This window comes from Anaerolineales bacterium (assembly GCA_016928575.1).
In the GTDB taxonomy this organism is placed as follows: domain Bacteria; phylum Chloroflexota; class Anaerolineae; order Anaerolineales; family RBG-16-64-43; genus JAFGKK01.
The window spans coordinates 22416-40281 of the sequence record JAFGKK010000081.1 but is presented as its reverse complement, the minus strand read 5'-3'; the positions used below and the strand labels follow the sequence as shown (position 1 = coordinate 40281).

Sequence of the window (17866 nt, the reverse complement as noted above, 5' to 3'; positions counted from 1 at the left end):
CCTGACCGGACGAATCCTCCGCATCCACCCGCAAAGCATCGAAGTCGCTTCCCAGGGCGGACCGCGGGTGGTGCTCGTCTCGCCCCAAACGCGGTTCCTCGAACAGGACGGCCGGGAAATCGCGATCCGGGATCTGGCGGCCGGGGACTTGGTTGCGGTGTACGGGCTGACGGCGGGCGACGGCGGGGCCCTGCAGGCGGAGGTCATCGTCCGCCTGCCGCCGAAGGAATAATTCCTAAAAAAAATTCGCCGCAAAGGCGCAGAATGCGCGGAGCTTTTTCCCCCTCTGCGTTCTCTGCGACTCTACGGTGTACAAATCAATCCCCGCCTAAAATCACCGCCAACATCTTCCCGTGCAGGATGGGATTGGCCGCGATGAGCGACGGTTCGCCGGCCAAGTAGTCGCTCACCCCGTCCATCGCGGTCACCCGCGCCCCGGCTTCCTCGGCGATCAGCCCGCCGGCGGCCACGTCCCAAGGCGAAAGGCGCATCTCCCAATACCCGTCGAACCGGCCCGCGCCGACGTACGCCAGGTCGAGCGCCGCCGATCCCAGGCGCCGCACCCCCCGCGAGCGCACCGCGAACCGCGCATACAGGTCCAAATTGTTCTGCGGATTCGACCAGGCGTCGTAGGGGAACCCGGTCACCAGCAGGCTGCTGCGCAGGTCGGTTGACTGCGTCGCCCGCAGGCGGGCCGATCCGCAGAACGCCCCTTTGCCGCGCTCCGCCCAAAAAATTTCCTTGCGGGTCGGATCGTATACGACGCCCAGCTTCGTGCGTCCGCCCTCCCGCAGCGCGATCGACACGCTGAAGATCGGCAATCCGTGGGCGAAATTGGTCGTCCCGTCGAGCGGATCCACCATCCAGATGGGCTTTCTCTCTTCTTCTCCGCCGCCGATCTGTCCGCTTTCTTCGGAGAGGATTCGATGGTCCGGAAACGACCGGCGGATCCGTCCCAGGATGCATTCATCCGAGCGGCGGTCGAATTCGGTCACCAGGTCAATTTCGCGGCGTTTGTGCTCGATCCGCATCCGGGTTCCGAATCCCTCCAAAAGGATTTTTCCGGCGGCTTTCGCCGCGCGGATTGCGAATTCCGTTTCCGAGCTTGGGGTGGGCAAAGGCTTCACTCCTTGATCCAGCGGCTGATCGTTTCCAAATGGCTGGTCTGCGGGAAGAGGTCGATCGGGACGACCGCGGTCGGCCGGTATCCCGCGCCGGCCAGGATGCGCGCATCCCGCGCCAGAGTCGACATATCGCACGAGGCCATGACGATCCGGGCCGGAGCGGAGCGCAAGAGCGCCCGCATCGCCCGCGCGGTCAACCCGCTGCGCGGCGGATCGATCACCGCCAGGTCCGGCTTTACGCGGATCGCCTCCAGCGCCGCTTCCGCGGGAGCGGCGTAGAGCTCCACCGTGTCGAACGAATCCAGGTTGGCCTCGAAATCCGCCGCCGCCAGCGGGGATTCCTCGATCCCGATCAGCCGCGCCGTTCGTTCGGCGAGAAATGCGCTGAACAGCCCCGTTCCGCAGTAGATGTCGAAGGCGGTCTCGCCGCGCTTCGGTTCGGCCAGCGACAGCACCGTCTCGACCATCGCCGGGATCAGGGCCGTGTTGACCTGGAAAAAACTCCCGGCCGAAGCCGTGAAGGTCCGGCCGAGGACGGTATACCGCAGCGGCCCGCCGGCAAGATAGGTCGGTTCCCCGTGCGAGTCGAGCCACGCGGCCGAGATCTCGGCTTCCACGCACACCTCCGGGATCCCTCCGGATTCCCCCTCGAGGACGATCATCTCGCCGTCGTCGGAAGCACGGAAGCCGATTTGGCGCAGTCCGGGGAAGGATTCCCAATCCAGCGCCTTCCACAGTTCGAGGAGCCGCGGTTCCGGGAGGTGGCATTCCTCCACCGGCAGCACGGTGTGCGATCCGCGGCGGAAAAAGCCGAGGCGGTTGCCTGCCGCCGGCGCGTATTGGACGTGGTTGCGGTAATTCCATTCCGCGGGAGAGGGCAGCGCCGGGCGGAGCGGAGGATCGGCGATTCCCCCCAGGCGTTGAAGCTGTTCGCGCAGGACCGCTTCCTTGGCCCGCACCTGGGCGGCGTAAGCCAGGTGCTGCAACTGGCATCCGCCGCATTCGCCGAAATGCCGGCAGCGGGGCGCCACCCGTTCCGCGGACGGGTCGACGATCTCCGCCAGCTTTGCCCGCAGGTATCCCTTGTGCGATTCGCCCGGCTCCACGCGGACCGTCTCCCCCGGAGCGGTGAAAGGGACGAACACCGGCCGCCCGTCGGGCGCGTAGCCCATACCGTCGCCCCCATGGATGATTTTTTCGATGACGATTTCCATCAAATCGATTCCACGAATGGTCGGCGGGGGCGGGCGCCGGCCCCTGCCGCGATCAACGGGTCATCCTACCCCAACCATCCCGCCGCCACGAGGATCGTGAACGTGGCCACGAACCAATGGATCAGGAACGGATACAGAAAGGAGCGGGTCCGCCACGCCACCCATCCGAAGGCGAACCCTCCGAAGATGGTGGAAAGCGTTTCCACGGCGGGCTTGGTGATGTGGGCCATGGCGAAGGGCACCGCCTGCAGCCAGAGCGCATGCACGCCGAATTTTTTTTCGTATCCGAAAAGCACGAAGCCGCGGAAGAGGAACTCCCACCCGAGCAGGTCCAGGAAGGTCATCAGCGGCAGGATCCGCGTGGCCTGCCAGGAATAGTAGGTCCTCATCGACGGATCGGCGCGGCCGACGGCCCACAGGACCGGCGCCATGACCATGACCGCCGCGCCGGTGATGGCGAAGCCCGCCTTCCAGTCCCCGAGGGTGAAGCCGTACTCCCGCACCGGCCGGCGGAAGCCGAAAACGACCATCGCCAGGGGAATCAACAGGTACAAGCCGACCCCGTCGATCCCGGATACCGGCGTGAGCTCGTAATAGTAATCGACCATCACCAGAAGCGTGCTGGCGACGGTGATGGCGACGATCTCCCGGTCGAAGGATAATTGCTCGAGGCGGAGCCATTTTCGGAGCATGCCCAATTCCCTTTCCCGCATCGGTACATTAACACCCCCTCCCCTGCCCTCCCCCGTTTAGCATAGTACGCTAAACAGGGGAGGGCAGGGGAGGGGGTGATCCGCTAATATGGAAAAAACGTTTCGTTTCCGCCCGGACCGAACAGCGCCGCCAGATGCTCCCGGTCCGCCCACAGCTCGTATCCCCAGTTGAACACAAGCAGCAACAACGCGGCGGCCGGCAAAATCCAGGCTCTCCATCCGAGCGGGGTGCGGAACGACGCCAGAAGCTCGCGCCGGCGCACGACCGCCGCCGCGGCCAGCGCCGCGAAAAACGGGATCAGCGTCATGTGGAACCGCTCCTCGGCCAGGATCAGGAGGTGGGGCGTGATGTAGGCCGCCAGGAACAGCAACACCATCGTCTTCGTATTTGAACGCGGCACCGCCGCGGCGCCGAAGGCCGCCGCCGGCGCCAGAAACCCCCATGGCAGGAGGAAAAATCCCGCTATCGCCAGCAGGATCGGCGCGGGGATGGATCCGAAGAAGTTGTTGGAATAGAAGAATTGGATCGCGCGGCGTTCCAGCCCGAAGAAATATCCGGCTTTGCGGACGGCGAGTTCCGGGATCCGCCCTGGATCATCGCGGAGAAAGCCGGCTGCCCGCTCCAGCCCGACCGTGTCGCGGTCCATGTCGTTGAAAATCGTCAGCAGGTCGGTCGAGATCCCGTATTGGAACGTGCCGCTGCTTTTCGGGTGGTATCCCATATACAGGTTGTAGCCGAGCGAGATTTCCACGAACGCCGGACGGCCCGCCAGAATGGAGTTGCGCAGCGCCCAGGGAAAAACCACGAGCCCGGCGGCGGCGGCGAATACCCCCGCGCCGCGGAGGCTCTTCGCGTTGCGCCAAATCCAATACATCGCGAAGGGGACGAAGGCCGCGAACACCGAGCGGGTGAGGATTGCCAATCCGGCCACCGCGCCGGCGAGTGCGAACCAGCGCACCCCGGGCCGATCCCAAGGTTTCCTCCCCGCGCCGGGCGGCCCCCCGCCGATCGTGTTGCCCTGAGCCCCGCGCAGGATCAGGAGGACGCATCCCAGAGTGAGGACGAAGAAGAGATTCTCGGTCGCCAGAGCCAGCGGATACAGCACGCTCATCGGGTAGAGCGCCATGATCCAGGCGGCGATGTGCGCCGTGCGCTCGCGTTCCGGATCCAACCGGCGCGCCAGGACGTAGGTCATCGGGGCCAGCAGGGCGCTGAGAGCGGCTTGCACCAGGCGCGCGACAAAGAAGCGGTGCGAAAGGCCGCTGAAAAAATAGACTGCGGCCAGAAAGATCGGATACATCGGGCCGCGGAATGCGGCTTCGATCCCGCGCGGATCGTACGGCACGTTGGTCAGATCCACCGCGATGTACGGGCGGATCAGGTCCAGGTCCGGTTCGGAGTACCAGCGGTAGCCGTTGCCCGCAACCAGGCTGCGGGCCAGCATGTCGTATTGGTGCATGTCGTCCAGCCCGATTCCCAGGTTGTACGCAAACAGCACGGGGATCAGCCGGACGATCAAAGCCGCGATGAAGAAACGTTTCGGGATCTTCAAGATGGTTGGCGCCCCTTCCGGCGGACCGATATTGTACCCCTCCCGGCTTGGCGATTCACCAATCCGGAGTCGCGGGTTCTGCCGTTCTTCCGGCGGAGGCCGGGGGATGGTTACGATGGTTTGGCGGGGAAGATGCGGAGCTTATTTCGACCCTTTGCGGGTGTCGTTGCGCAGACCGGAAAAAGGATCTTCCGCCGGGAGCCGCTTTCGGGGAGTGGGCAGGGCGGGAATGTGCGCTGAGGGGCCGAGGATGATCCGCAGGGCGTCCAGGGCGCTCTCGTCGTATTCGCAGTGGCGGCAGATGTCGCAGATCCAAGCCGGAAAATCCGGCACGACCACCAGCGTCTCTTCCAACTTCGCATAATAAGGCACGCTGCCGCTGCGCAGCGTCCCCATCTGGCATTCCGGACAATTCTCTTTCCAGTTGTCCTGATCTTTTTCGTCCGTCATGCTCAACTCCGGCCGGCGTTTGCGCCGGATGATCGTGAAGCGGCCCCCAATCCCCAAAGGGAGGGAAGCCTATTGTACCGGAAAGCGGAATTCTGCGGATCGGAGGCTCCGTTGCGCCATTCCAGCAGGCCCCATTCCGGGGGAGGCCAATAGATCACCCACGCCTTGCCTACCACTTCCTTCATGGATACCGGCCCGAAGGACCGTGAATCCAGCGATATTCCGCGGTTGTCGCCCATGACGAATAATTCTTCCGGGCCCAGCTGCCAGCGGTTGTCCGGTGAAGTGCTTCCCAGGATGTACGTTTCCTCCAACTCCTGGCCGTTGATCCACACCGATCCCCCGCGGATCTCCAGGGTCTCGCCCGGCAGACCGATCACCCGCTTGATCAAATCGTCGGTCTGGGCGTTGGTCGGCGGCAGGAAGACGATCACGTCCCCGCGTTGAGGGGGGGCCCAGGCATAGGCCAATCGGCTGACGATGATCCATTCCCCGCTGAGCAGGGTCGGTCGCATGCTCGGTCCTTCGACCACCACCCGAGCGGTGGCCAGGCTGATGGCCAGGTAGAACACTCCGGCCAGCGCGAGCGTTTGCAGCGTTTCCAGCGCGATCGCCCGCAGGCGCGATTTGTTCTTGGGCGTTTCCACCGCCTCGGGGAGATACGATTGATCTTGCATCAGGCCTCGAATCCGCCGCGGATTTTCCATCCCGGACGCGGGCAGATTATACGTCGTCCATGCGCGCTAAGTAAAGGAAGGGGGATGGCATCCCGTCACAACTCCGTGAAAAGTCAAAGGTATGAAAACCACAAAGAACCGGAAAACGATCCGCTTGCAGGGAAATTCTATCGTATCTCTGGGGTTTTTAACTTATTCTACGATCTTTTGCGGAAGGATAACACCAACGGAGTGCCCAGGAAGGGATATCGGGCGCGGATTTGGTTTTCAAGAAACCGCCGGTAGGAAAAATGCACCAGACCCGGATCGTTTACATGAATTAGAAACGTGGGCGGATCGGCTTTAACCTGGGATCCGTAATACAGCTTGAGTTGGCGGCCCGAGCGGGCCGGCGGCGCGTGTTTCTCCTGGGCTTCGCGCAGAATCCGGTTCAACTCCGATGTCGGGATCCTCACCAGGCGCTCTTCTTGAACCCGCAGCGCCGCCGGCAGGATTTCCCCCGTTCGTTGCCCGGTCTTGGCGGAGACAAACAGCACCGGCACGTAGTCCAGAAAATCCAGCTCCTCGCGGATCCGGCGCCGATACAGATCCTGCGATTGCGAATCCTTTTCGACCGCGTCCCATTTATTCACCACCACCACGGCGCTGCGCCGGGCCTCGGCGATAAAACCGGCAATGTGCGCATCCTGCAACGCTATGCCCTGCTCGGCGTCCAGCACCAACAGGGCCACGTCCGCCCGCTCCAGAGCCCGCAGTGCGCGCAGGACGCTGAATTTCTCCACCCCCGGTTCGATCTTCCCGCGGCGGCGGATGCCTGCGGTGTCGATCAGGGTGACGGGCGTGCCTTGGAACACCAAGCGGGTGTCGACGGCGTCGCGGGTCGTGCCGGGGATCGGGCTGACGATCACCCGCTCCTCGCCGAGCAGGCGGTTGAGCAGGCTGCTTTTTCCGACGTTCGGTTTGCCGACGATGGCGATCCGGATCCGGTCCTCCCCCTCCTCGACGGCCGCCGCGTCCGGCAGGAGCGCCGTCATCGCATCCAGCAGGTCCCCGACCCCGCTTCCGTGGACCGCAGATACCGGGTGCGGGTCCCCCATCCCAAGCTCATAAAACTCAGCCGCCTGCTCCCGTCGCGCCGGATTGTCGCATTTATTCGCCACCAGGAGGATCGGCGGGCGGTTCCCGCCCTTTGGCGAGCCCCGCCGCTTGCGCAAAATGTCGGCGACTTCCCCGTCGGCCGACGTCACCCCGGCCTCGGCGTCCACCAGAAACAGCACCAGATCGGCGTCGCGGACCGCCATCTCCGCCTGGAACCGGATCGGACCGATGTAATCCGCCGATCCTACGGAAAGCGGCTTGCCGTGGCGGAAAAAATCCGGATCGATCCCCCCGGTGTCGACCACGTCAAACGTCCGCCCCTGCCACTCGCCTTCCGCCACCAGCCGGTCGCGGGTCGTGCCGGGCGTGTCATCGACCACGGCCACCCGCCGCCCAACCAAGCGGTTGAACAGGGTGGATTTTCCGACGTTCGGACGGCCCACCAGGGCGACAATCGGCTTTCGCATCAAAGGTTTCGCTTTCGCGGACTACGGGAACGGGGTCGGAGTCGCTTCCGCGATCACCACTTCCACCTGCTCCGGAGAAAGGGTGACCAATTGCAGTTCGTCCGGAATGTTCACTTCGGGGGTCATGGCGTACCGGCCCGGATCCATGCCGGTCAGGTCCAAATAGACGTCGATGTCGGCCGGCCTAAGGGACCAGATGACGGAGGCCGGACCCGAAAGAATGACGTCCACCGATTCCGGCGAGAGGGTGACCGCCAGACCCGGCTCCAACCCCTGGAAGCGTATCGGCCGCGATACGGTGAGGCTGTCTTCGATCGCCGAGATGTTGACCTGGACGATGATCCGCGGGTTGCCGACCACCTGCACGCCGGCGGGTAGGACCAGGGAAAGCGAGCGGACGATGTCGGCGGATGCCCCGTCAATGTCGAGCGGCTCCGTCTCCACATATCCGGGAAGGTTCCGGATCACGTCCGGATCGTCGGAATACAGCGTGACCACCTGCGGATCGATCGTCAGCCCGGTCAGCCGGTATCCGCTCTTCACCGTTCCGACCAGGGGAACCTTCACCACCAGATCGCGGTATCCCCCGAGTTGTTGGACGGGGACCGAAACCGACACCGCCGGCGGCTCGATCGACACGCCCGCGACCACGTTTCCTTCCGTATCGAGCGGGACAAGCTCCACGCTTTGGTCCGTCGGATTGCGGACCCCTTCCATGTCGACCGTGGCGACGACCTCGGCGATCCGATCGACCAGCGATTCCGGCCCGGAGACCTGCACCGACACCGGGCTTAGGGCGGGGGTTCCGGCCTGGAAACCCGGCGCCAAGTTTCCCGCCAATTGGACGCGAACCGAGAGGGTTCGCGCGGCCAGGCGGTCGATGACGATCTCCACCGAATTGGGTTCCACCCGTTCCACCCGTACCGGATCGACGTCCGTCTGGATCTCCACCGGAACTACGTACTGCCCCTCGGCCTTTCCGCTCAAATCCACCCGGGCGTGTAAGTTTTCCGGAACGAGTTGATCCCAAATCGAACGCGGGGCTTGGATGGTCACCTGCACCACGGCGGCTTCGTAACCCTGGGCGACCAATCCCGGCTGCAACCCGACGATCTCCACCGCCAATGGAGCGGTGAGCGTGCGGGTCTCGTTGGGATCGGCGGTGCTGACGGCGTTCGCCCAGACCGCCAGCGCGAGGATCAGCGCCAGCAGGAAAGAAAATGCGTTCGCACCCCAGGCAGCCAGCCGCTTTTTCATTCGGGATGCCTTTCCTCGCTTTCCGCGCCTTCCGGTTCCGTGGGCCGGACGGCCGGCGAAGCGCTTTTGCGGCGGAACAAGGTCCAGGGAAAGATCGTGGAGCCCGCCGCATTTCGCGTGAACGCCAGCAGGATGTTCTGCAGGCGCTGCGGATCCAGCCTGCGGATCATCCGCCCGTTATGCGCCACCGAGAGGATGCCGGTCTCCTCCGAAACCACCACCGCGACGGCGTCGCTCACCTCGCTGATTCCCAGGGCCGCCCGGTGCCGCAAGCCCATCCGCCGGTCGGAGGAAGCCAAGACGTTGCCGGAGGAGAGCGGCACGACGCATCCGGCGGCGAGGATCCGCTCGCGCCGCAGGATCACGGCGCCGTCGTGCAGCGGCGTGTTGGGGTAGAAGATCTGCATCATCAATTCAGCGGACACGTCCGCATCCAGCCGCAACCCGGTGCAGGAGAAATCGTCCAACCCGACGTCGCGTTCGATCACGATCAGTGCGCCGTGCCGCCGTTCGGAAAGCCGCTTGGCGGCGGCCACCACCGCTTGAATGTAAGGCGGCACCTCGGTCATCGGCGACGCGCGGCGGAGAAAATCCGCCCGCCCCACCCGCTCGAGGGTCCGGCGGATCTCCGGAGCAAACACGACCGGGATCACGATCAGCAGGGCCGGGAGAATGGTTTCCAAAATCCAGGATACCGCCGGGAGCTGGGCGACGCTGGTCAACAGCGCCACGCCGACGATCATCATCGCAATCCCGCGCAGAACCGTGCCGGCCTGCGTGCCCCGGAATTGGGTCAGCAGGATGAAGAACAGCAGGGCCACCAGGCCGATGTCCAGCACGTCGTACCAATGCAGGCGCTGGAACAGGAAGAGGACGTTCTGGACGAGGTTGGTCATCGGATTCGATCAGGTTACGGAGCCGGATTCAAGCTTTTGCAGCAGTTCCTGGTAGCCTTCCGCATTGGGCGGGCGCAGGGCGAGGATCGCCCGCACCGTCAGGATCGCGTCGGGGATGTTGCCTGCCTCAACCTGCGCGTCCCCCAGCGCGTCCAACTGCCCGATCGCCTCGGCGATCCGTCCCCGCTGTTGATACGTATCCGCCAGTTTCCGGCGCAAGAGCGCCTCTTCGGGGCGCACGCGCACCAACTCCTCGAGCCACTCGAGGACCTGATCCTGGCGCCCGAGGCGGGTCCATTCGCGGGAGACGTTGTTGATCAGATTCTGCGCGTCGCCGATCTTTCCCAGGCGGATCATCAAATCCACCAGCTGGGTCCCGGCTTTCTCGTCGGTCGGATCGAGCTGTTGCAGGCGCTGGAAGGTCTGCAGGGCGGCCCGGTAATCCAGCCGCTGCATGTACAGATCGCCCAGCCGGTAGAGCAATTGGATCTGCCAGGACTTGTCGGCGTTGTTGCGTATGGCGAGCATCAGCGCGGATTCGTATGTCTGCCGTGCACCTTCCAAGTCCGCCAGCTGCGTGTAGACGTCCGCCAAATCAAGGTAAAAACTCAGTGCGCTGCGCAAATCCCCTTGCTGGACGAGCAGGTTGATCAATTCGGTCCGCGAACCCACGTCCATCGGGTTGATCTGCAAAATGCGCTCGTAAATTTTGGCGGCTTGGAGGGTTTCGCCGCGGATCCGGTACGTCCGCGCGATCAGCCCCAGTTTGGCGAGCGCCTCCGTCTGCTTATCTTCCTTCAGCTGGATTTCCGTGATCCGCAGATGCAGGGGCAGGTAGGTCGGGCCGTGGTCGAGGGCCAGCATTGCCTGCTCCATCGCCGTCCGCCACAAGCCGCGCCGGACCGCAAGGTCCAGGTAGCCCATGGCTTCGATCAGCGCCTGCGGTTTGCCGAGCGAAAGCATTTCCGCCAACGGAGCCGTTCCGGGGGAATCCGATTGCGCGTCCAATTGGGCGCGGGCCAGCCGCAGGCGGCTTTCCCAATCCGGAGAGGTCAACAGGGCTTCAATCCGCTCGCCCGTCTGGTTCCATTGGTCCGGTTCCTGTTCGGATTCCGGGACCTCGAGGAAGGCCTCGTAGGTGCGCTGCAGAGCGTCCCGCTGATCATCCGGGACGGTGTTCATATCCGCCAGGCGCAGGGCGGAGAGGAAGTGGATCGCCGACCGGTACGCCTGGCCCGCATCCCGGCAAGCGCGGCCGAGGATGTAATGCGCGCCCATCGAGAGGTCCGGATGCTCGACGGCCTTCTGCAGGGAAAGCATCCCCTGTTCCAACTGTTCCTCCGCCAGTTGCAGGGTGCCGAAGAGAAAGGAAGCCGCCGGATGCTCGAAGCCGACGCGGAAGGCGCGGTCGAAATACTCCATCGCTTCCTGTTGCTGTTGGCGGGAATAGGCGTCGATGGCCAGGGCCAGGTAGCGGTTCTGGTCGGCGTGCGCCGAAACCGCCTTTTCCTCCCCGCGGGTGAATTGGTCGATGGAGGTGCGCCGCTGGTCGAAGGTGTCCCGGTCCGCCTCGAAAAGTTTTTCCGCCAGGACGGCCATCGCCTTCTTCTGCGCCGCGTCTTGGGGGCTGGTCGAGCGCGGTTCGACGCTCGCGGTCTGCCGGGGCGAAGGGGGGGGCGGTTCCGGCGGAAGGCTCGCTGTCTGTGGTACCAGCATCCCGGTCATCCCCGGCTTGTAGGGCGGCGGGATGGCCAACACCTTGCCGGATTTCAGCGCCGATCGGGCGCGGGCGAGCTCCGGCGAATCGGGAATGATCCGGATTCCCTGCTCGATCGCCTGCATCGCCTTCTCTGGCTGGCGCGCGCGCTGCATGATCGCCGCCAGAGCCAGATATTCCGTCACCGCCTGTTTGTGCTGTCCCGTCCGCTCGAATGCCAATGCCAGGCGGGAGCGGGCGACCATGTTTTCAGGAACCAGCCGGGCGGCCGCCAGCCAATTGTCGATCGCCTTGTCGGCTTCCCGCTTGGCAAGAAAAAGTTCGGCCGCGCTCAGGCGCAACTGAACCGATTCCACGACCTTCCCGTTGCGTTCCAGGATTTCCGCAATTTTTTCGTGGGGAATCGGATTCTGCGGATCGGCCCGGACGGCTTCCTGATACACCGCTTGGGCCTGATCCAGCTGGCCGCTTTGCATGAAGGCCAGGCCGAGATGGTCCATCGCCACCGGATCGCCGGGGAATTCCGTGAGGGCGCGCTGGTAGGCGGTGATCGCCTGATCCCATTTTTGGTCCCAGGCCGCGCTGTTGCCCTGCCTCAAAGCCTGTTCGTATACTTCCCGATGACCCGGCATGCTTCCCTCGACGGCTTCCGCACAGAGTATAGCATAACGAAAAAAGGCCGAAGGTTCGGTTTTTTATCGGATGAATTTTTCCGCCGGGTGCGGCGGGACCGCATCCCCGCCGCCGAAGCAAAGGAGACGGGAACCTTTCAACATCCCATCACCGATTCGTACCAATCGGTCCCGTCGGCGCCGAGAATCCACGGAGGCCGCGGAGGATCACAGACGGAAAAGAATCCGTGCACCTCTATGGCCTCCGTGGATTTCCGAGTTTCCGCGCCGGGTGACGTCGCCAGCTTCACCCTCTCATCGGAAAAACGCTCAATCCCCCGGGTATTTCAAACCCCATGGCGCGCGGATGGAGTCGAGGGCGTGCATGATGCGAAGCGTCTCGTCCAGCGGCATCACCGTGCTTTCCATTTTTCCGCCCCGCAGGCACTCCATCACCTCCGCCGCCTCGTGGGCATAGCCGTTTCCGAGGTAGGGCATGGTGATCTCCTCGTCATCCTTTCCCGTCCGTGAAAGGGTGACCGCGGCGGGGAACCACCACGGGCGGCGGATCCGGATCCGCCCGTTCGTCCCGAGGATGTGCGCTTCCTGGGGCGAGACGAACGTCATCGCGCACGACACCACCGCCATCCGGCCGCCGGAGTATTCCAAAATCGCGGCGGCATGCTCGTCCACCCCGGTGGAGCCGAGGCGCGCCGCGGAGGTGATCCGCCGGGGAGCCTCGCCGAACACCATCGACGCCAGCGAGACTGGATACACCCCCAGGTCCAGCAAAGCGCCGCCGCCGAGGGCCGGATCAAACAGCCGGCTTTTCGGGTCGAACTTCGGCTGGGCGCCGAAATCGGCTTGAACCTGACGGACCTCCCCGATCGCCCCTTCGGCCAGCAGGCTGCGGACCTTCGCGACAACCGGGAAGAAGCGGGTCCACATGGCTTCCATGAGGAAGAGTTTCCTGCTCCTCGCCTGGGCGATCACTTCCTCCGCCTGGCGGGCGTTGATCGTGAACGGCTTCTCGCACAGCACGGCCTTTCCGGCGGAAAGGCAGCCGAGCGCGTTTTCGCGGTGCAGGGTGTGCGGCGTGGCGATGTAGATCACCTCCACGTCAGGGTCAGCCATCAGCGCCGCGTAGCTGCCGTGCCGATGCGGGATCCTCCACTGCTTGCCGAATGCTTCCGCCGATCCGCGCGTGCGCGATCCCACCGCGGCCAGGCGCGCATCCGGAAGCAACGCCAAGCCGTCCGCGAATTTTCTTGCGATCCCGCCCGTGCCCAAGATGCCCCAGCGTATGGCGTCCATAAGGCCTCCTTGCCCCCTCCCCTGCCTTCCCCGTTTGGGGAAATTCGCCAAACGGGGGAAGATAAAGGAGGGGGTCAAAACCCTTCCAACTTCGATAGGTCCGCCACGCCCTCCGGCAGGCGGGCGATAATCTGCAGCATCCCCAGGCGGTTGTTGCGGACCGCCGGATCGTCGGTCATCACCAGCACATCCTCAAAGAATTTCGAAATCACGGGGATGTGGGGCACAAACGCCTTCATCAGATTGTCGACCGTCAAGGCGCCGGCGTTCCGCAGCTTCTCCGCTTCCGCGGCCGCCCTCCGGCACGCCTCCCACAGCGCGCGCTCGGCGGGCTCGCTCAGCCGCTCCGGATCCACCGCGAAGGTTTCCCGCTGTTCGCGGGTGATGCGCACGCAGCGCGCGTATGCCGCCAGAGTCGCCGGCCAATCCGGTTTTTCCACCCATCCGGCAAGCTCCTCCGCGGCGCGCTGGGCGGCCACCGGATTGCTTGCCTGCGCCGCCAACACCGCTTCCACCACGTCGTAGCGGAATCCCTGGTCCGCAAGCACTCCGCGCAGCCTTCCGGCGACGAACTCCATCACCTGCGCCTGCGTTTCCTCTGAGACCGGGATCGGCTGTAGCGAAGCCGCCATCCGGATTCCCTCGCGGATATCGAAGGCCATCCCTCTCCCCAGGAGGATCTGGATCAAGCCGAGCGCGGCGCGCCGCAATGCGAACGGATCGCGCGTCCCGGTCGGCACCAGGCCCGCGGCGAACAGACCGGCGAGCGAATCCAACCGGTCGGCGACCGCCACCGCGGCGCCGGCCGGAGATTCCGGAACCGCGTCTTCCGCGCTGCGCGGCAGGTAATGCTCATAAACCGCCTGCGCCACCTCCGCCGATTCGCCCGAATCGAGCGCGTAGTAGCGGCCGATCACGCCCTGCAGCGATGTCATCTCCACCACCATCTGGGTCGCCAGGTCCGCCTTGCACAGATGGGCGGCCCGCTTAGCCGCCCCGGCGGCGCCGGGGGAGAGGTTCAAGGCCGGGGAGATCTTTTCCGTCAACCGCTCCACGCGCCCGCATTTGTCGAGCATCGAGCCGAGCTTGGCTTGAAAGGCGAGGGTCGAGAGCAGCGGCAGAAAATCCTCCAGCTTCTTGCGATGATCCTCGCGGATGAAGAAGGCCGCGTCCGCAAAGCGCGCGCGCAGAACATGCTCGTTCCCCTCGCGCACGTTGGCCTCGCCTTCCCCCTTGCCGTTGCGCACGGTCAGGAAAAACGGAAGCAGTTGTCCGCCGCCCTGCACCGGGAAGTAGCGCTGGTGTTTACGCATCACCGAGATCAGCACCTCGCGCGGGAGCGAAAGCGATTCCGGATCGAAGGCGCCGAGGATGACCTGCGGGGATTCGACCAGATCGGTTACCTCTTCGAGCAAACCCGGTTCGAAGGACGCCTCCCCGCCGCGCTTCGCAGCCAGCGCCTTGGCTTGCTTGGCGATCCGCTCCGCCCGCACCGCCGGATCCGGCTCGATCCCGTGGGCGCGCAGGACCTTCAGATACTCGTCCGCCCGGGGGATGACGATTTCCGGTGAATTCTCCAAGCGCAGGCCGCGGGTGGTGCGCCCGGCACGCAATCCGTCCCACTCCACCGCGACGGGTTCGGCCCCCAGCAACGCCGTGAGCCAGCGTACGGGCCGTGAAAAGGCGGGCGCCGATTCGCTCCAGCGCATCACTTTCGGAAACTGAATCGCGGATACCGATCCCGAAAGCAGATCCGGCAGGATTTCGAGAGCCGCCTTCCCCTTTTCGGTCCGCCGCAGGATGATGTAGCCGTTTTCCTCGCGCAGGGATTTCGGATTCACCCCGTTCTTGGCGGCGAATCCGGCCAGCGCCGGCGAGGGGGACCCGTCCGGCTGGTAGGCCTTCGAGGCCGGCGGCCCCTTCACCACCACCTCGACATCCTCCTGGATCGGCGCCAGACCGCGGACGATCGCCGCGATTCGCCGCGGGGTCCCGCAGACGGATACCTGCCGGTAGGCGAGCCGCGCCTCCTTCAGCGCGGAGGGCAGTTTTTGCGCGAGCTGCTCGCGGGCGGAGAGGCAATCGGAGGCCGGCAGTTCCTCCACCCCGATCTCCAACAGCAAGGTTTGCGAAGCGACGGGCGCTTTCCCTTTCGCCGTCCGGCGGGCCGCCCTTGCCGGTTTCGAAGCCGGGAGGAATTTTCCTTTCAGCGGGAATCCTTCCTTTTCCCTTCCCGCGAGGTAGGTCTCGGCCACCTGCCGCGCCAAATCGCGCATCCGTCCGAAGAAATTCGCGCGCTCGGTCACACCCACCGCGCCGCGGGCATCCAGGATGTTGAAGGCGTGCGAGCATTTCAACACGTAATCGTGGGCCGGGATGACCAGCCCTGCCGCCAGCGCGGCGCGCGCCTCGGCTTCGAAAATCTCATACGACTGCCGCTGGCGCTCGACGTCCGCGACCTCGTAATTGTACGTGCTCTGCTCACGTTCGTTCTGCAGCAGGACGTCGCCGTAATTCACGTCGCCCACCCAGCGGATATCCTTGAAATGCGAATTCCGTTGCAGCGCCATGAGAATCCGTTCCAAGCCGTACGTCAGCTCCACCGAGGGGATCGGCAGTTCGATCCCGCCGGCTTGCTGGAAGTAGGTGAACTGGGTGATCTCCATCCCGTTCAGCCAGACTTCCCAACCCAGGCCCCAGGCTCCGAGGGCCGGCGATTCCCAGTTGTCTTCGACAAACCGTACGTCGTTTTCGCGCATGTCGATCCCGATCGCCTCCAGCGACCGCAGGTAGATATCCTGCGGATCGCCGGGGTCCGGCTTGAGGATCACCTGATATTGATAATGCTGCTGCAGGCGGTTTGGGTTTTCCCCGTAACGGCCGTCGTCCGGGCGGATGGACGGCTCGACATAAGCCACCTTCCAAGGTTCCGGCCCCAAAACCCGCAGGAAGGTGGCCGGATTATACGTCCCGGCGCCGACCTGGATGTTGTACGGCTGCCAGATCAGGCATCCCTGGCGGGCCCAGAAATCCTGCAAGCCGAGGATGACCTGCTGGAGGCTTAACGGTCTGCGAGCGGCGGTTTTCTTCTTTTTTGGCATAGGCGGTTTTCCGATCGGGAAAGGTTTTCGGGATTATAACGTACCCCCTCTCCTGCCCTCCCCCGGTTGGCGTGGTTCGCCAACCGGGGGAGGGCAGGAGAGGGGGTAACAAAACCGCCGCCCGATCTCGGCGGCGGTCGCAGTGCGCTGGGAGGGAGTTGAACCCTCACGCCTTGCGGCACATGGCCCTCAACCATGCCTGTCTGCCAGTTCCAGCACCAGCGCGGCGGGAAGCCCGGGAATTATAGCCCAGGGAGAAGCGGTGTCAACCGCCGCTTTCTTAATCAACCCGACTGTTCTGCTTGCGCCGAACACTTCCTTCGAATCCGGATTCACGGCCGACCGGCGAACGCAAAGGCCCGCGTCCGCTCGCCTTGCCGCAGATCGACGCGCACGCGCCCGTCCACCCATCGGTCGCCGTTGCGTTTCAGGATGGTTAACCAACCGTAAGCCATCGGAAAAACCTGGTTTGCGATTCCGGGTTGTCTTCCCCCGCCAGAACCGATCCCCTCCGCCGCGGGCGGCATAGGAGCATCCGGTGATCCGAATGGGGAAGCAAGCGCACCGGTGCCTGAAGGAAACAGGACCGAGATTGGCACCCCCCGCCGGGCTGGATTCTTAATCGCGCCCACACGCCATTTCGGCCTGCGGGACGTCAACCGGATGATCACCCGCCCCCGGGCTGCGCGTTTCAGGTCGTCCTCCGGGATCCGTCCCAGGGCATCCGCCCGGATCTCGAATATTCCGCATACCCCGGATGGCGCTCGAAATACACCCGCAGGCCATCCCGGCCTTGCTCCGGATCGTCGATGATTTTCGCCGTGACGGTCACCGTCTTTCCGCCCAGCCGCAGTCCGCCCGCGCGGCCTTCGCGCAGGTTCCGCCACCAGGTGCGCGTGCGGTAGCTGACGACGGTGAATTCCTCTCTGCTGTGCGATACGTTGATCGGGGTCGATATTCGCCGTCCGGTCTTGCTGCCGTAAACGGTGATGACGGCGAAACTCTCTCCGAGCAGCGGATGAAGCGGCGAAAAAACAAATGTCTTAATCAATGCGTTGCCGATTGTAGATGGGATGGGTTGGCGCCGGAATATTATTTTTTTCGCAACTGCTCAGGCAGCTTATTTCGGCTGAATAATCTCAGTAAAACATCACCAGCGTTATAAGTTTTGTCCGTCACCCCGGCGTGCCCGAAGCCGGGATCCAGTATTTATTGATGATTTACTGGATGCCGGCTAATTTCACCCCCGGTAAGGAACATGCCGAGGGCGGGCGCCGGCATGACGATCGCCGGTTGAATAGTAACCTTTTTATTTTCTAATCAGGCGCGGAGAAAAGCCGTCGCCGGCGCGGCGCCCGCAATCCCCGCATCCGTGTCTTTCGAGGCAGATCGATGGGCGGACCGGGGCAGGGATCAAAAGGCATCCGCTGGCCCATTCCCGCAACCGGTCAACGCTTAAACAGATTCGAGCGGATCCACGGCCAGTTTAATACAATATGAAGTCCGATTCCCGCCGCGAAAAGTATTCCCGCCCCGCGATGAAGGGGGAACGGGAAGACGGCCGGCAACAACGCGGAGAGCAGTATGAAGACCAGCAACAGCGCCAGGCACGGATTGAGGATTTTCAGGATTTGACTCTTGGGCATGGTTTTTCCTCCTGTGAGGGCGATTATA

16 protein-coding genes and 1 tRNA gene are annotated in these 17866 nt (G+C 64.0%); 1 reads left to right on the top strand and 16 read right to left on the bottom strand.

Annotation, left to right across the window (positions count from 1 at the left end; all coding sequences use genetic code 11):
- Positions 1-232, top strand: a 232-nt coding sequence (locus JW929_10565; GenBank protein MBN1439841.1) for a hypothetical protein, incomplete at its 5' end; no start/stop codon positions are given.
- Between the two features lie 85 nt (positions 233-317).
- On the opposite strand, the gene JW929_10560 is transcribed toward JW929_10565, so the two are convergent.
- The 16 genes from JW929_10560 to JW929_10485 all read right to left on the bottom strand — a co-directional run bounded on the left by JW929_10560 (position 318) and on the right by JW929_10485 (position 17838).
- On the bottom strand, positions 318-1118 hold the full coding sequence (locus JW929_10560; protein ID MBN1439840.1) for an inositol monophosphatase: 801 nt from the start codon (positions 1116-1118) through the stop codon (positions 318-320).
- 5 nt (positions 1119-1123) lie between these two features.
- Positions 1124-2338: a class I SAM-dependent RNA methyltransferase gene (locus tag JW929_10555; protein MBN1439839.1), complete on the bottom strand. Its 1215-nt coding sequence runs from the start codon at positions 2336-2338 to the stop codon at positions 1124-1126.
- A gap of 65 nt (positions 2339-2403) precedes the next feature.
- Entirely contained in the window at positions 2404-3030 is a 627-nt protein-coding gene (locus JW929_10550; protein MBN1439838.1) for a CPBP family intramembrane metalloprotease, read from the bottom strand.
- Between the two features lie 104 nt (positions 3031-3134).
- Positions 3135-4604 (bottom strand): glycosyltransferase family 39 protein, encoded by a 1470-nt coding sequence (locus JW929_10545; GenBank protein MBN1439837.1) that lies wholly within the window; start codon positions 4602-4604, stop codon positions 3135-3137.
- Positions 4605-4745: 141 nt separating this feature from the next.
- On the bottom strand, positions 4746-5054 hold the full coding sequence (locus JW929_10540; protein ID MBN1439836.1) for a YgiT-type zinc finger protein: 309 nt from the start codon (positions 5052-5054) through the stop codon (positions 4746-4748).
- Between the two features lie 2 nt (positions 5055-5056).
- On the bottom strand, positions 5057-5731 hold the full coding sequence (gene lepB, locus JW929_10535) for a signal peptidase I (GenBank protein MBN1439835.1): 675 nt from the start codon (positions 5729-5731) through the stop codon (positions 5057-5059).
- A 197-nt stretch (positions 5732-5928) separates the two neighbouring features.
- On the bottom strand, positions 5929-7296 hold the full coding sequence (gene der / locus JW929_10530) for a ribosome biogenesis GTPase Der (GenBank protein ID MBN1439834.1): 1368 nt from the start codon (positions 7294-7296) through the stop codon (positions 5929-5931).
- 21 nt (positions 7297-7317) lie between these two features.
- A complete protein-coding gene (locus JW929_10525; GenBank protein ID MBN1439833.1) occupies positions 7318-8553 on the bottom strand; it encodes a hypothetical protein in 1236 nt (411 codons plus the stop codon).
- Positions 8550-9449 (bottom strand): diadenylate cyclase CdaA, encoded by a 900-nt coding sequence (gene cdaA, locus JW929_10520; GenBank protein MBN1439832.1) that lies wholly within the window; start codon positions 9447-9449, stop codon positions 8550-8552. The genes JW929_10525 and cdaA overlap by 4 nt, the downstream gene beginning before the upstream one ends.
- Before the next feature lie 9 nt (positions 9450-9458).
- Positions 9459-11798, bottom strand: a complete 2340-nt coding sequence (locus tag JW929_10515; GenBank protein MBN1439831.1) for a tetratricopeptide repeat protein — start codon at positions 11796-11798, stop codon at positions 9459-9461.
- A gap of 309 nt (positions 11799-12107) precedes the next feature.
- Entirely contained in the window at positions 12108-13091 is a 984-nt protein-coding gene (locus JW929_10510) for a Gfo/Idh/MocA family oxidoreductase (protein ID MBN1439830.1), read from the bottom strand.
- 74 nt (positions 13092-13165) lie between these two features.
- Complete coding sequence (locus tag JW929_10505; protein ID MBN1439829.1) at positions 13166-16192, bottom strand: glycine--tRNA ligase subunit beta; 3027 nt, start codon at positions 16190-16192, stop codon at positions 13166-13168.
- Positions 16193-16335: 143 nt separating this feature from the next.
- Positions 16336-16417: transfer RNA gene (locus JW929_10500), tRNA-Leu, on the bottom strand.
- Positions 16418-16524: 107 nt separating this feature from the next.
- The gene (locus JW929_10495) at positions 16525-16719 is read right to left on the bottom strand and encodes a hypothetical protein (GenBank protein MBN1439828.1); all 195 of its coding nucleotides are present in this window, start codon (positions 16717-16719) and stop codon (positions 16525-16527) included.
- A 164-nt stretch (positions 16720-16883) separates the two neighbouring features.
- Entirely contained in the window at positions 16884-17243 is a 360-nt protein-coding gene (locus tag JW929_10490; protein ID MBN1439827.1) for a nitroreductase family deazaflavin-dependent oxidoreductase, read from the bottom strand.
- A gap of 397 nt (positions 17244-17640) precedes the next feature.
- Positions 17641-17838, bottom strand: coding sequence for a hypothetical protein (locus tag JW929_10485; protein ID MBN1439826.1), 198 nt, complete (start codon positions 17836-17838; stop codon positions 17641-17643).
- Positions 17839-17866: the final 28 nt, after the last annotated feature.